The sequence below is a fragment of the Rhizobium sp. BK275 genome (genome assembly GCF_014193555.1).
GTDB lineage: Bacteria > Pseudomonadota > Alphaproteobacteria > Rhizobiales > Rhizobiaceae > Rhizobium.
The window spans coordinates 107,986-121,946 of the sequence record NZ_JACHZL010000012.1 but is presented as its reverse complement, the minus strand read 5'-3'; the positions used below and the strand labels follow the sequence as shown (position 1 = coordinate 121,946).

15 protein-coding genes are annotated in these 13,961 nt (G+C 61.8%); 6 read left to right on the top strand and 9 right to left on the bottom strand.

Annotated elements, in window-relative coordinates; translation table 11 throughout:
* Window positions 1–18 precede the first annotated feature (18 nt).
* The 4 genes from FHT82_RS29510 to FHT82_RS29495 form a co-directional block, all read right to left on the bottom strand.
* The gene (locus FHT82_RS29510) at window positions 19–333 is read right to left on the bottom strand and encodes a DUF2282 domain-containing protein (protein ID WP_183736257.1); all 315 of its coding nucleotides are present in this window, start codon (window positions 331–333) and stop codon (window positions 19–21) included.
* Between the two features lie 117 nt (window positions 334–450).
* Window positions 451–900, bottom strand: coding sequence for a type II toxin-antitoxin system VapC family toxin (locus tag FHT82_RS29505; protein ID WP_183736256.1), 450 nt, complete (start codon window positions 898–900; stop codon window positions 451–453).
* Complete coding sequence (locus FHT82_RS29500; protein ID WP_183736255.1) at window positions 897–1,148, bottom strand: type II toxin-antitoxin system Phd/YefM family antitoxin; 252 nt, start codon at window positions 1,146–1,148, stop codon at window positions 897–899. Before FHT82_RS29500 ends, FHT82_RS29505 begins: the two co-directional genes overlap by 4 nt.
* 107 nt (window positions 1,149–1,255) lie before the next feature.
* Complete coding sequence (locus FHT82_RS29495) at window positions 1,256–1,996, bottom strand: carbon-nitrogen hydrolase family protein (protein ID WP_183736254.1); 741 nt, start codon at window positions 1,994–1,996, stop codon at window positions 1,256–1,258.
* A 213-nt stretch (window positions 1,997–2,209) separates the two neighbouring features.
* Here FHT82_RS29495 and FHT82_RS29490 point away from each other — a divergent pair, with 213 nt between their 5' ends.
* Window positions 2,210–3,115, top strand: a complete 906-nt coding sequence (locus FHT82_RS29490) for a LysR family transcriptional regulator (protein WP_183736253.1) — start codon at window positions 2,210–2,212, stop codon at window positions 3,113–3,115.
* Here the strand turns inward: FHT82_RS29490 and FHT82_RS29485 are convergent.
* Window positions 3,104–4,054, bottom strand: coding sequence for an alpha/beta hydrolase (locus FHT82_RS29485; RefSeq protein WP_183736252.1), 951 nt, complete (start codon window positions 4,052–4,054; stop codon window positions 3,104–3,106). The genes FHT82_RS29490 and FHT82_RS29485 overlap by 12 nt on opposite strands.
* 233 nt (window positions 4,055–4,287) lie before the next feature.
* Between FHT82_RS29485 and FHT82_RS29480 the strand changes: the two genes are divergently transcribed.
* The 3 genes from FHT82_RS29480 (at window position 4,288) to FHT82_RS29470 (ending at window position 6,825) form a co-directional block, all read left to right on the top strand.
* Entirely contained in the window at window positions 4,288–4,728 is a 441-nt protein-coding gene (locus FHT82_RS29480) for a VOC family protein (RefSeq protein WP_183736251.1), read from the top strand.
* An 83-nt stretch (window positions 4,729–4,811) separates the two neighbouring features.
* On the top strand, window positions 4,812–6,125 hold the full coding sequence (locus FHT82_RS29475; RefSeq protein WP_183736250.1) for an epoxide hydrolase: 1,314 nt from the start codon (window positions 4,812–4,814) through the stop codon (window positions 6,123–6,125).
* An 85-nt stretch (window positions 6,126–6,210) separates the two neighbouring features.
* On the top strand, window positions 6,211–6,825 hold the full coding sequence (locus tag FHT82_RS29470; protein ID WP_183736249.1) for a hypothetical protein: 615 nt from the start codon (window positions 6,211–6,213) through the stop codon (window positions 6,823–6,825).
* A 112-nt stretch (window positions 6,826–6,937) separates the two neighbouring features.
* Here FHT82_RS29470 and FHT82_RS29465 read toward each other — a convergent pair whose 3' ends face one another.
* Genes FHT82_RS29465 through FHT82_RS29455 form a run of 3 tightly spaced genes read right to left on the bottom strand, consistent with a single transcriptional unit; the run spans window position 6,938 to window position 9,896 of the window.
* The gene (locus tag FHT82_RS29465; RefSeq protein WP_183736248.1) at window positions 6,938–7,690 is read right to left on the bottom strand and encodes an ABC transporter ATP-binding protein; all 753 of its coding nucleotides are present in this window, start codon (window positions 7,688–7,690) and stop codon (window positions 6,938–6,940) included.
* Window positions 7,684–8,754, bottom strand: coding sequence for an iron ABC transporter permease (locus FHT82_RS29460; RefSeq protein WP_183736247.1), 1,071 nt, complete (start codon window positions 8,752–8,754; stop codon window positions 7,684–7,686). The genes FHT82_RS29465 and FHT82_RS29460 overlap by 7 nt, the downstream gene beginning before the upstream one ends.
* A gap of 5 nt (window positions 8,755–8,759) precedes the next feature.
* Entirely contained in the window at window positions 8,760–9,896 is a 1,137-nt protein-coding gene (locus tag FHT82_RS29455) for an ABC transporter substrate-binding protein (RefSeq protein WP_183736246.1), read from the bottom strand.
* A 114-nt stretch (window positions 9,897–10,010) separates the two neighbouring features.
* Here FHT82_RS29455 and FHT82_RS29450 point away from each other — a divergent pair, with 114 nt between their 5' ends.
* Entirely contained in the window at window positions 10,011–10,799 is a 789-nt protein-coding gene (locus tag FHT82_RS29450) for a class I SAM-dependent methyltransferase (RefSeq protein WP_183736293.1), read from the top strand.
* A gap of 236 nt (window positions 10,800–11,035) precedes the next feature.
* The gene (locus FHT82_RS29445; protein ID WP_348647680.1) at window positions 11,036–11,959 is read left to right on the top strand and encodes a hypothetical protein; all 924 of its coding nucleotides are present in this window, start codon (window positions 11,036–11,038) and stop codon (window positions 11,957–11,959) included.
* A gap of 47 nt (window positions 11,960–12,006) precedes the next feature.
* Here the strand turns inward: FHT82_RS29445 and FHT82_RS29440 are convergent, their stop codons facing one another.
* Entirely contained in the window at window positions 12,007–13,875 is a 1,869-nt protein-coding gene (locus FHT82_RS29440) for an ABC transporter ATP-binding protein (RefSeq protein ID WP_183736245.1), read from the bottom strand.
* Between the last annotated feature and the right edge of the window lie 86 nt (window positions 13,876–13,961).

Here is a 13,961-nt window from a genome sequence, read left to right as displayed (position 1 = left end):
TCGTCTGATGCCGGCCGCTTAGATGTCGCGCGTCAGCGGCTTCAGCGAGCCATGACGGCCGCCCGGCAGATCAAGCGAGGCGCAGGTGCCGCCTTGGACGAATTTCCACGCATTGCCCTGGAAGTCCTTGACGGAGGTGCCTTGGCAGGTGGTGCCCGGACCGGCAGCGCAATCGTTCTGGCCCTTCAGGGCAACGCCGTAGCATTTCTCCTTGTGAGCGGCGACGGCAGCATCGGCCTCGGCCTTGGTCAGCGGGGAGGCACTCGCCATCGTGGCAAGAGCGGAGGTGATTGCGCCGGCAAGAAGGGCGGTGCTGATGGAAGTCTTCAACATTGATAGTCTCCGTTGCTCGTAACGCCCCTGTTTTCGGCGGGGCACGTCGGGGTATTCGCAACGGGATCGCGGGTTGTTACAGGCGTTGTGGTAACGAAAGCGTGATGGGCTTGATGATCATTCCCGCCGGAAGGCGGCCGGAAGATCGACGGCGACATTAAGCGGCCGGAAATGCCTGGCGTTTTCGGTGATTACGGTGAGGTCGTAGGCGCGTGCGGTGGCCGCGATAATGATATCGCCAAGGCCGGGATTGTGACCTTTACTCGCGGCCTCATCTTCCAGTGCGCCGGCGATCCGCGCGACCACGGTATCCATTGGCAGAATACGATCACCGAAACTCTCGGTGATGAAGTCGAGCCATGAGGCGAGGCGCTTTGCCCGCTCGATCCCGCCGCGACGGTGAAGGCTTCGCATTCCCTTTTCGATCTCCGAGACCGACATGGCGGACAGAAAGAGCGCGTCAGCCTCGCCTTGCTCATGGAACCATGCCCGCACCGGATCGGAAGGCGGGGTCTTGTCCGGCGCGAACCTGCTGATGATATCAGTATCGAGCAGATAAGTGGTCACAGATCAGCATCTCGCATTTTCGAGGGATTCCGCTCCAGCTCGACGCCACCGGGAAAGGTGAGCAGGAAATCTCCGAAATTTGGCCGAGGTCTATTCAAGGCTCTCTTTGCGGCCTCAGCGGCTTCGACCGAAACGAGCACCGCGGCGGGTTTGCCGTGGCGCGTGATCGTCACGAATGCGCCGTTTGCTGCTTCATCGACCAGACCGGCAAACCCGGCCTTGGCATCAGCCACACTTATTGTCGACATCGCGGCCTCCTGTTCATATGACCATATGTGGTCAAAATAGAAGTTGCCGCGAAAGAGATCAAGAGATCCAATTGATCCGGTTGGACATCCGGCAGTGCGACCAAGTCCTACTGATCGCCGGCGATATCGAACACCAGCAGACCGGGGGCTTCAAGAGGAAGCTGTGCCACAACGTTCCCCGCCGGGTTCAACACCGCCGTCGGTCCCCACGAAATGCGCCCATTGCGTTCTCCCGTTACGTCAGCGGAGATGAGCCACAAGCCGGTTTCCCGGCAGCGTTCGCCTCTGGCGGCATTGTGCACGTGCCGGAATTTTTCGGCATTGGCGCGCGGCATCATGTTGTTGGCGCAGCAGACGAGAAGAGATGCGCCTGCGCGTGCGACCTTGCGAGCGGCCTCGGGGAAACCGGTGTCGTAGCAGATGTTGATGCCGAAGCGCAGGCCATCGACCGTGAAGACGGGCGTTTCTGTGCCCGGCTGGAAGAACCTTTCTCCTTTGAGCAGATGCGCCTTGCGATATCGGCCGATCACTTCGCCCTTCTGAATGACGACGGCGGTGTTGAACAGGTCTTCACCTTCGGACTCGATCATGCCCATCACGATCATGGAGCCGGCAGCGGCAAGACGATTCGTTACGGCTTTGAACGTCGGCGATGCGAGACCCATCGCGGCGCGCCGTGCCGCTTCCGGCTCCGTCAAATAGCCCTGCAGAAAGCCTTCCGGAAAGCAGAGGAGCCGCGCGCCCTCGGCTTCGGCCTGACGGATCATGTCGAGCGCGCATGTCAGCGCGGCCTCGATATTTTCGCGATATTCCAAGGTCTGGGCGGCGGCGATGCGGACGGTTTTCATTCGGGATTCCGGTTGCTCTCGGAATTATCCGTATCCGAGCAGGCAAGCGTCCGTCCACCACGATTACCACCTGCCATGCCGAGGCCGAGGAGATCGTTTCCGCGGCGTCGGGCGGAGCGGATGAGCTGACCGTGATGGATAAGGACCCATCTATCGGTCGGAGTTTCGAAGGTTTAAGATTTCCCGCGGGGAAGGCGGGATGAAGGCGGCGGGATGGACCGGCTGGATGCCATGCGCGTGTTGCTTGCCGTTGTCGATGCCGGCAGTCTGTCGGCGGGCAGCAAGCGGTTGAATGCGCCGCTGCCGAGCGTCAGCCGCAAGGTGGCAGAGCTGGAGCGGTCGCTCGGCGCCAGTCTCGTCATTCGCACCAGCCGGAAGCTGCAACTCACCGATGCCGGACGTGACTACGTGGAGGCGGCGCGCAAGATCATTGCCGATATGGAGGAGGCGGAGCGCCGGGCTTCCGGCGAATATCAGCGGCCGCGGGGGACGCTGACGGTCACCATGCCGGTGGAATTCGGCAATCGCTATGTGCTGCCGATCGCGCTCGGTTTTCTGGCGGAGCATCCGGAAGTGTCCCTGAACCTCCTGTCGCTCGATCGCACCGTTCATCTCGTCGGCGAGCAGGTGGATATTGCCATCCGGCTGGGGGCGCTGGCGGATAGTTCGCTCTATGCCGTCAAGGTTGCCGAATTCCGGGTTCTGACCTGTGCGAGCCCGGATTATCTCTCACGGTGCGGATGTCCGCAGCATCCGGGCGAACTGCCCGATCATGACGGGATCATCTTCAACAGCAGGACCTTCTTCTGGACCTTCGATATCGATGGCCGGCCGGTGGAGGTGGTGCCGCGCCATCGCATCGAGGTCAATACGGCGGCGAACTGCGTTGCCGCCGCTGTGGGCGGAGCCGGTATTGCCAGGCTTTTCGATTATCAGATCCCCGGCGAACTTGCCTCCGGTTCTCTCGTGCCGATCCTTGACGATTATGCCGGTGCACCGCAGCCGATCCATATCGTCTATTCGCGCCAGGGCTTTCTGGCGCTCAAGGTGCGCTCCTTCATCGATTGGACGTTGCCGCGGCTGCGGGAAGCCTGTCGGAGCTATTGCTCAATCGGGTAGGGCGCGGACTTCCGCGACCACCTGTTCCGGCGCCTGCAGATGCGGATAGTGGCCGATGCCGGGCAGGATCTCGAGTGTCGCGCCGGTTCTTTCGGCAAACTCCGCGCCCATCCTGCTGTCGATATAGATGTCCTTTTCGCCCCAGATCACCTTCACCGGTGTCCGGAGTCTGCCGAGGTTCGCTTCGAGCACATCCTGATCCCGGGTGAATGCCGCATAATAATGGTAGAAGGCATCGGCGGAGGTGAGGGGGCCGTGGCTCCAGCCGCGGACCATGTCTTCTTTCACGCCGGCGGCGAGATCGAACTGCTTATCGTCAGGCAGGCCGCGCCTGTAGACGTTTTGAAGGATTTCGTCGCTCGTCTGGTTCATGACGGTGCGGGTCCTGGAAGCAGCCGGCTCGGTCTTCAGGTTCTGCAGGCGCTCATGCATATAGGCCGGCCGGTTGAAGGGGGCGAAGTCGCCGACGATGATGCGCTGTGCGATATCCGGCTCGTCGAGGGCCAGGAGCAGGGCGGGCAGGGCGCCGATATCGGCGGCATAGATCGTCAGTTTCGATCGGTCGATGCCGGCCTTGTCGATATAGGCCTTCAGCACGCCGGCATAATCACGCGGAGAATAGGAGAAGATTTCGACCGAGGGCCGCGATGAAAGGCCGTATCCCGGCCAGTCGAAGGCATGCACTTCGAATTCGTCGCCGAGTGCAGCTGCGATGTCGCGCCAGACGACCGAGGTTTCGGGAAAGCCGTGCAGGAAAAGTACGGTGCCTTTCGACGCCGGATTGTGCACGACGAGCCGCCGCAGAGTGATATCGCCGCCAATGGCGATGGTGCCGATTTCAGGCTTTGCGGCTTCAGGTGTGCCGGCGCTTGCGGGGGTAAGTGTCGTGCCCGTGATTGCAGCGGCTATGAGCAATGATCCAAGTGAGGATGTCAGCATGTCCGTTGTCCTTCCTCTCCGGCGGCCGTGCTCGCTGTGGAGGCTCAGGGCCGCGATCGGGGTGAATTTTCGATGACAAGGATCGTGCATCGCGCCTGCCGCCGGTAGAGCGCAGTCATGAGAGTCTGCCTCTCACTTTCCCTCAGTACCGGCCGATCGTGCCGCGCCGTACATCATCACCAACAGCGGCGCCGGCGAACGGCCCGCGTCCCCCTATGAAAGGACGATGAGACATGAACGACATGACCGTAAATCTGAAAGCCGCCGAGCCTCAAAGAGTGCGCGGCCTGCCGGGACATTCGACCGTCGGCACCAACAATCTCGAGGCTGCGGCTGAATTCTACGACAGGCTCATGGCCGTCTTCGGCATCGGCCGTTTTCTGGTCCAGCCTGGCCGGGCCATCTATTACGGCGAGCGCACGCTGGAATTCGGCGTGATAAAGCCCTTCGACGGCCGGCCGGCCAATGTCGGCAATGGCGGCATGGTGGCCTTCGAGGCACGCTCCCGCGCTCAGGTGCGCGAGGCCCATGCAACCGCATTGTCGGCCGGCGGCTCTGACGAGGGAGCGCCGGGGCCGCGCGGGGAGAATGGCGAGGGGCCTTACTGTGCCTATTTCCGTGACCCCGAGGGCAACAAGTTTCTGGTCTACCGCGCCGGGCCGGACGAAGCCTGAGATCGCTTCCGGTCCATTTCAGGTGCATGATGTCGGGCGTCTGAAATGCGGCTGCGAACCTTCCGATGGAATGGAGGCATGTCATGAAATCAGGGCGATCAATCGAGAAGTTAAAAGTGTCACGGCGTTCGCTGTTGTTTGCAGGCGCGGCGGCCGGGCTTACGGCCACGCTTGCCTCGGTTGCGGGCGCGGCCGATCCCGTCGATGCAGAAGCGCTCCCCGGCGAGATCCGGCCGTTCCGGGCCGATATTGCCGAGGCGGCGCTTGCCGATCTCCGGCGGCGGCTTGCGGTCACCCGCTGGCCTGATGGAGAGACCGTGGCCGACCGATCGCAGGGTGTGCCGCCGGAGCGGCTGAAGGCGCTGGTGGCGGACTGGCAGTCCTCCTACGACTGGCGCAAGGCCGAGGAGCGGCTGAATGCCTTTCCGCAATTCGTGACTGACGTCGACGGGGTGGACATCCATTTCATCCATGTCCGCTCCCGCCATGAGGATGCCTTGCCGCTGATCATGACGCATGGCTGGCCGGGATCGGTGTTCGAGCTGCTTGGCGTCATCGGTCCGCTGACCGATCCGACGGCGCATGGTGGCAGGGCAGAGGATGCCTTTCATCTGGTCATCCCCTCGATCCCCGGCTTCGGTTTTTCCGGCAAGCCCACGGAATCGGGCTGGAACCCGCAGCGCATCGCGGCTGCCTGGGACATGCTGATGAAACGCCTCGGTTATGAGAGCTATGTTTCGCAGGGTGGTGACTGGGGCGCGATCATCAGCGATGCGCTGGGGCGTCTGGCGCCCGAAGGCCTGCTTGCCATTCACGTCAACCGGGTCGAACGCGCCACGACCTTTCCGCCGGATGCAGCTCAGGCGCTGATGAGCGGTGCGCCCGCGCCCGAGAACCTGTCGCCGGAAGAAAAGATCATCTTCAAGGAGGCGCGGGATTTCCTCAACAACGGCTTCGGCTATGCGGCGATCATGGGAACGCGGCCGGAAACGATCGGCTACGGTCTGGCGGATTCCCCCGTCGGGCTGGCGGCCTGGCTCTACGACAAGATCGCCGACTGGGTGTTTACCCGCGGAGACCCGGAACAGGCGCTCGGCAGGCAGGCCATTCTCGACAACATCACGCTTTACTGGCTGACCAATACCGGGCCGTCGAGCGGGCGCATTTATTGGGAGAATGTGGCTGGAGGCACCAAGCTGGGACCGGTCAAGGTTCCGGTCGCCGTCACGGTCTTTCCCGGCGAGGTCTACCGGCCGCCGCGGCACTGGCTCGATAGAGCCTATCCGCAGCTGATCTACTACAACAGGGCCGAAAAAGGCGGCCATTTCGCAGCCTGGGAGGAGCCGGAACTCTTTGCCCGGGAGGTTCGTGCGGCGTTCAGGACATTGCGCTCCTGAGGACGTCGCATTTCCGCAGTCAGGTGCGGAACCTCCAGCTTCTTCGCCCGTTTGCGGAAAGGAAAGACACCGAGGAGGAATCCCAATGAGCAATCTCCATAATGACAGCGCCCCCGAATTCTCAGGCGGCGAGGGCCGCAGCACGCTGACGGCTTTCTTCGACAGCCGTCATGACGCCGAGAGCGCGATCGACCGGCTGAAGAATTTGGGCATCACCACCGTCAGAATGATGCCGGGATATGAAGCGGATAGTGACAAGGCCGGCGTTGCCGGCGACGACCGTGGCGGTTTCTGGTCGAAGCTGGAGGATTGGCTGTTTCCGGATGAGGACCGTTCGGTTTATGCCGAAGGCCTGCGCCGGGGCGGCTTTCTGATCTCTGTCGAGGTTGATGACGCGACCTACGGTATCGCCCATGACATTCTCGATGATGAAGGTTCCATCGACATGGACGAGCGTGCCGATCTCTGGCGGGCGGAGGGCTGGGATATCAGCAAGTCGAACGAAGCTTTGGCAGCATCGCGATACAAGGCTCGTGCTCACGAGGAGCCGCTGCTCGATCCGGAACTGCGTGACGATATCCTGCCGACCGGGCACCACCGCACGGTGGACGAATCCAACGAAGACGCCGAGCGCGAGCTTCGTCAGGCTCAGGATATCGACGCGATGAAGCAGGGCCAGACATTCCCGCGCGGCAGATAATGGTCTGACGTCAGCAACGATCTGAAACAGGAGCGTCGGTTCTCCGGTGCTCCAGATTTTTGTCGATTATCGGATTATCCGAAAACTGCGGGACACTCTTGCGCGACATGCTTTAATGCGCCGTGCCGTCGACGATGACGTGGTCGTGATCCCTGGAGCATTTCTCGATGCGGGCGTGGATCTTGTAAACCTCGCGCAGCATGTCGACCGTGACCACATCGCGCGGCTCGCCGCAGGCGCGCATGCGGCCGTTCTGGATGATCAGCACCTTGTCTGCGAAGCGCAGCGCCTGGTTCAGATCATGGATGGCGATCAGCACGATCATGCCGCGCTTGCGGGCCTGACGCTGCATGAAATCCAAGACTTCCACCTGGCGGTGAAGATCGAGGGCGCTGGTCGGCTCGTCCATCAGCATGATCTCCGGCTCGCGCACCAGTGCCTGGGCGATGGAGACGAGCTGGCGCTGGCCGCCGGAGAGAGCGCCGAGATCGCGGAAGGCGATCGCCTCGATGTTCAGCGCCTTCATGATGTCGTCGATCAGTCTGAGATCCTGATCGCTGACGGCCCAGGACTGGCCCTGCTTCCGGGCGAGCAGGATCGATTCATAGACCGTCAGCACCGCGTTGGCTGAGGTATCCTGCGGCATGTAGCTGATGGCATTCTTCGTCTTCGCGCCTTCGACCAGCACGTTTCCCGGGCCTTTCAGGAGGCCGGTGATGCGCTTGAAGAGCGTGGATTTGCCGGCGGCATTGGGACCGATGACGGCGACGAGTTCGCCAGCCGTCATTTTCGGCGTCGTCACGTTTTCCACGAAAAGCTTGCGGCCGTGATAGGCGCCGACCGACTGCAGCTGAAGCGCTACCATGAGCGGCTCCTGTTCGAGAGGATGAGCGAGAAGAAGAAGGGTACGCCGACGAGCGCCGTGATGATGCCGATCGGGAAGACGACGCCCGGAATGATCGACTTGGAGACGATCGAGGTAACCGACAGCAGCAGCGCGCCCGAGAGGACCGAGCCCGGCAGGAAGAAGCGCTGGTCTTCGCCGAGGATCATACGGGCGATATGCGGGCCGACGAGGCCGACGAAGCCGATCGTGCCGACGAAGCTGACGGGAACGGCCGCCAGCAGCGAGATGACCAGCATCGTCTCCAGACGGATGCGGCGCACATTGACGCCGAAGCTTGCCGCCTTGTCCTCGCCGAGGCGGATGGCCGTCAGCGCCCAGGCATGGCGGGCAAAGAGCGGAAGTGCAAAGAGCAGCACGGCAAGCGTGATCCAGATCTTCGGCCAGGTGGCCTTGGTGAGGCTGCCCATGGTCCAGAAGACGACGGCCGAGAGCGCCTGTTCGGAGGCGAGATATTGCAGGAAGGCGAGAGCCGCGTTGAAGGTGAAGACGAGTGCGATGCCGAGCAGCACGACTGTTTGCACCGAGACGCCGCGCGCCTGCGAGATGAAATGGATGAAGAGGGTTGCGACCAGCGCCATGACGAAGGCATTGACCGGCACGAGCAGGCCTGATGCAACCGGCAGGATCGGCACGCTGGTGACGATCGCGAGCGCTGCCCCGAAGCTTGCGGCGGCGGAAATGCCCAAGGTGAACGGGCTTGCCAGCGGATTGGCAAGGATCGTCTGCATCTGGGCGCCGGCGACCGAGAGCGAGGCGCCGACGACGATCGCCATGATGGCGACCGGCATGCGGATATCCCAGACGACGGCGCGGATCTGCGCCGAGACGGAGTCGGGATCGAGGAGGGCGGCCACGACCTCATCAAGGCCATAACGGGCCGGCCCCCAGGCGAGATCGATGGCGAAGGACAGGCAGAGCGCTGCCGTCATGGCAAAGAGGATCATCAGCTTGCGGCGGGCGAGGGCGCGATAACGCGCCCTGCCTGCTTCGGCTTCGATCGGCATGGCGGCGATCTCTGCCATGGCGCTTACTTTCCGGCCTTGGCGTCGACCCAGTAACCGGGCTGATAGGCGACGGGCAGGAATTTCTCATGGAATTCCTTGAAGGTCGCATCCGGATCGAGATCGGCAAAGAGGTCCGGGTGGAACCACTTGGCCAACTGCTGCACGGCGACGAACTGGTAGGGGCTCGTGTAGAACTGGTGCCAGATCGCGTGGACATTGCCATCGGCAACCGCCTTGGAGCCGGTGAAGGCGGGGTTCTGCATCAGCGCATCCAGCGCCTTGCGGCTGTCGTCGATCGTGCCGGCAGCGGCCGGGCCGACATTGACGAAATCCTTGGCGTCCTTGGTCTGGCTCCAGTTCGAGCCTGTCACGACGACGACGTCAGGATTGGAGGCGACGACCTGCTCGGCATTGATCGAGCCGGTATAGCCGGGCAGGAAATCGGAGCCGAGATTGTGGCCACCGGCCCAATCCACCATCAGGCCGAAATTGTCGGGGCCAAAGGTGCCGCAGCACTCGACGAGGCCGGCGGCGCGATACATGAAGACGTTTGGCTTCTTGGGGTTGGCTTCCTTCAGCTTGTCGGTGACGCGCGCCATCTGCTGCTTCCAGTAGGCGGCGAGAGCTTCGGCGCGGTCTTCATGGCCGAAAAGCTTGCCGAGTATCTCTAGGCTCGGCTCGGTATTGGCGAGGATGTGTTCGCGGAAATCGATATAGACGATCTTCACGCCGATCTTGCTGAGCATATCCTCGAGCTTCACCTCGTCGGCGGCCTTCTTGTTGCCGATCGGCAGCAGCATGAGATCAGGGTGAAGCGCCACGACCGTCTCGGTCTGCAGCGTGCCGTCCGTCAGGTTGCCGAGGAAGGGCAGGTCCTTGCCCTTGGGGAATTTCTCGACATAGGCGTTGAAGCCATCCTTGTCCGTCGTCCAGAGATCGTTGCGCCAGCCGACGATCTTGGCGAAGGGATCGTCCCTCTCGATCGGGGCGACGGCATAGAGCATCCGGCCTTCGCCGAGAATGACACGCTCGACCGGCTTGTCGAATGTGACCTCGCGGCCGGCCACATCCTTGATGGTGAAAGGGTCGGCAAAGACCGAGAACGGCAACAGCGCCGCAACTGCAACTGCTGATAGTGCAAGCAATTTCATAAAATTCATCTGGAAACTCTCCCCGTCCTCGGCTATTTCCTGAGGCATAGAAAAATTGACTTTTGGAATCAAGTTTTATGTTTTAGAGCTTTTCCAAAGTACGTTCGGCGCTGGGTGAAGATGATGAATACGATGAACACGAATTACTCCATTCGCGATGAAATCCGGGACTTCTGGTCGGAACGCGCAGCGACGTTCGACGAGAGTGTCGGCCACGAAATCTTTTCCGAAGCCGAGCGAAAAGGCTGGCAGCGGCTGATCCGCAAGCATCTCGGCGAGGGGCAGGGGCGGGCGGCGCTCGACCTGGCCTGCGGCACGGCGGTCATTTCCCATCTCATGCATGGGGCAGGCTTCAAGGTGACCGGGCTCGACTGGTCGGATGCGATGCTGGCGCAGGCGCGCGCCAAGGCGAAGAAGCGCGGCACCGATATCCGCTTCATCTCGGGCGACGCGGAAAACACCATGGAGGCCAAGGGCAGCTATGACGTGATCACCAACCGGCACCTCGTCTGGACGCTGGTCGATCCGCCCTCGGCCTTCCGCGAATGGTTTTCCGTGCTGAAGCCTGGCGGCAAGGTGCTGATCGTCGACGGCAACATGGGCAAGGAGACCTGGGTGAAAGGGCTGCAGAAGCTCTGGACGAAGCTGACCGGCAAGGCGCCAGCGAGCCACATGAAGCCCGAGATGATGGCCCGCCATCAGGCCATCCGCTCGCGCGTCTATTTCCCCGACAAGATGCCGGCCGAGGCGATCGTCGAATTGCTGCGCCAGGCAGGCTTCGACAATATCGTCGTTGACCGCAAGCTTTCGGATATCCACTGGGCGCAGGCGCGCAAGATGCCCTTCCTGCGCGGACTGGAGCGCATGGTGCAGGACCGTTTCGCGATCTGTGCGACGAAGCCGCTGGCTTAGGTTTTTGCGGGGCTTTCGGCCCGTTGCAATTTTATCTTAAGGGACATAGTGCAGCAGGAGATGGCCGACTGCTGGCGGAAGACGCTGGCGATGTCGATATGCCCTGCGTGCAAGGAAAGTGTGCGTGAACACGCAAGCCTGCGAGCGCGCAAGGGGCGTAGCCAGCGCCACGAGGGCAAGCTGTCGGTCGCTCAGGCCGTCGCTTGCCCAATTCAACCTTGCCTGGAGAGATCTCCGTGACTTCCATATCAACCGCAATGCGCTCCGCCACTGACGCGGCTGACGTTTTGACCGTCGAAGCCATTGTGGAAAATCGCCTTTATGCGTTCGCCTTGAGGGATGCTGCGCTGAAGCTCATTGCCATGCACGATGCCGCGCCTCGTATCGTCCGCTACACCGCAGATATGAAACGATGGTTGCTGACGCAATCAATTCTGGCTTTTCATTTTCAGCGTGTCACGTCGCCGTCTCATCCGGGCCTTACGGCCGCCAAACTGAACGCCCTCATCGCTGAGAGTGACGTTGCTTCCAAGAACACGGCGTTTGCGCATCTCGCGGAGATGCGCAACTACGGTCTCCTGGTTGATACCCATGACAACGGGGACCGGCGCGTTCGCCAGCTCAGAATTTCCGAACCTGCCGAAGCCTTGATCCGCGAATGGTTCGACGAGCATTTGAAATCACTCGACATGCTCGATCAGGGGACGCGATTCTCACGATCATCTGCCGATCGGCGCCTGCTCTGGTATGCGCAGCCGAGAATGTCCCAGAGCCTCTTTCACGATCCAGACTGGACCAGCCCTCCGCAGACGGTGGACGCTTTCGTCCGAACGGCTTCCGGAAGCAACATCCTGCACGACCTGATGTCTCGTTTACCTCCGGAAAAGGAACTGGAGCCGCGCATGCCTATTGGCCCTTTGCGCATCGGAGAATTCTTCAAGCGCTACGCCATCTCTCGAACCCACGCGCGGCGCCTTTTCGATCGCGCTCAGTTGCTTGAGGCTTGTGGATGGGACCTCTCCAGTGAGCGCGGTGATTTCTGGCTTGGGGCAGAGCTGATCCGCGACTATCGATATTGGCAGGCGGTCAAGTTTGCGGCCATCGACGAAGCGTTCGAATGGGCCTGTTGTCATGTACCCGAGCCGATTGGCGAGCAATAGGGGATTAAGCTTCCGGTGTGGGCGCAATTACTGCCCGCTGCCACCCGCTAACCCGACGCACCCTCGTCAATCTCCTCCGGAATGAAGCCACCCGTCTGGCGCCGCCACAGGCGCGCGAACAGCCCGTCGCTCTCGATCAGGTCTTCCGGCCGGCCTTCCTCGATGATGCGGCCGCGGTCGAGCACGACGATGCGGTCCATGCTGGATATGGTGGAGAGCCGGTGGGCGATGGCGATGACCGTCTTGCCTTCCATCACGAGATCAAGCCGTTCCTGGATGGCAGCTTCGGATTCGCTGTCGAGGGCCGAGGTTGCTTCGTCCAGCACCAGGATCGGCGCGTTCTTCAAGAGCACGCGGGCGATCGCGACGCGCTGGCGCTGGCCGCCCGAGAGCTTGATGCCGCGATCACCGACATAGGCCTCGTAGCCCTTGCGGCCTTCGCTGTCGGTGAGATCGGCGATGAAAGCGTCTGCGCTTGCCATCTTCGCGACAGCCTCGATCTCCTCCTGTGTGGCCTCCGGCCGGCCGTAGCGGATGTTATCGCCGACCGAGCGGTGCAGCAGCGCGACATCCTGGGCGATGACGCCGATGGCGCGGCGAAGGCTGGATTGGGTCACAGCGCGGATATCCTGGCCGTCTATGAGGATCGCGCCGTCCTTGATGTCGTAGAAACGCAGCAACAGGTTGGCGAGCGTCGTCTTGCCGGCACCCGAGAGGCCGACGAGGCCGACCTTTTCGCCGGGGCGGACGGTCAGCGACAGCTTGTCGATGACGGGCTTGCCGGATTTGTAGGCGAAATGGACATTGTCGAAGCGGATTTCGCCGTTCGGGACGACAAGGTCCTGCGCATCCAGCCGGTCGATGATGGTGGGCGGTGTCGTCATGACGGGCATGGCGTCCTTGATCGTGCCGATCGCCTGGAAAATCTGCTGGCCCATCTGCAGGAATGTAAATGTGTGACCGGATAGCCGGTTGAGAACATAAACGGCGGCGGTGAATTCGCCGATCGTGACGAAGCCGTCAACGAGCCCGGTAAAGCCGATCGACAGGATGGCCAGCCAGTGCGTGACGTTGAGGACGACGACGATGACCTCTGCGGTCCGATAGATGCGCTGTTCGCTTTGCTGGGCCTTGATCGCCTTGCCGATGATGCCGCGGATGGTGCCAGCCTCGCTGTCTTCGGCGGCGAATTGTTTCACCATCTGCATATTGGCGTAGAGATCGGTAATGGCGCCGGAAATCAGGCTGCGGCGCTTGGCGGAGCGGCGTGCTCGTTCGGTGAAGACAGGCGCCAGCCTGACGGCGAGCAGTACGTTGAGCGTGATCCATACGATGGTCGGCAGCGCAAGCTGCCAGGAAAGTGCGCTCAGAAGGATGACGGAGCCGACCATCTGCATGATGAAGCGCGGGATGGACTGGAAGGCCGATATTACCTGCTGCTGGACGGCGGACGCCACCTGCTGCAAGCGCGAGGCGACCTGGCCAGCATAGAGATCGTGGAAGAAGGCGAGATCCTGCCGCTCCACCGCTCTGTGGCCCTGCCACTGAATGGCAGCCGGCATGCCGATGCCGAGCGTATGCGAATTCAGCGTATTCACGAGGAAGGAGGCAATAGGGATTGCAGGGAAGAGCATTACGCCGAGCAAGATCAGCAGCGGCCGGTCATTGTGCAGGAAAGCGGCGGCACCCTGCTGCGTGACGCCATCGACGATGACCGACAGGCTCCAGACGATCGTCAGATTCATGGCCTCGATCGCCATGGTGCAAAGGGCGAGCGTGATCAGGATACCGCGAAACATCGAGATGAAGTGCAGGAGCACCGTCACCGGTCCTTTCGACGGCAGCGGACGGTAGGGGATATCGAGCGGCCGGATCAGCGTTTCGAAGGGACGGTAGATCGCATCTGAAATCGACATAATCGACTCGAGCCTCTTGGGTGCAACATCAGGAAGAGGGCGGGCGTGTAAGGCGACGCGGGCGGCATGGAATCATCTTCCGGCTG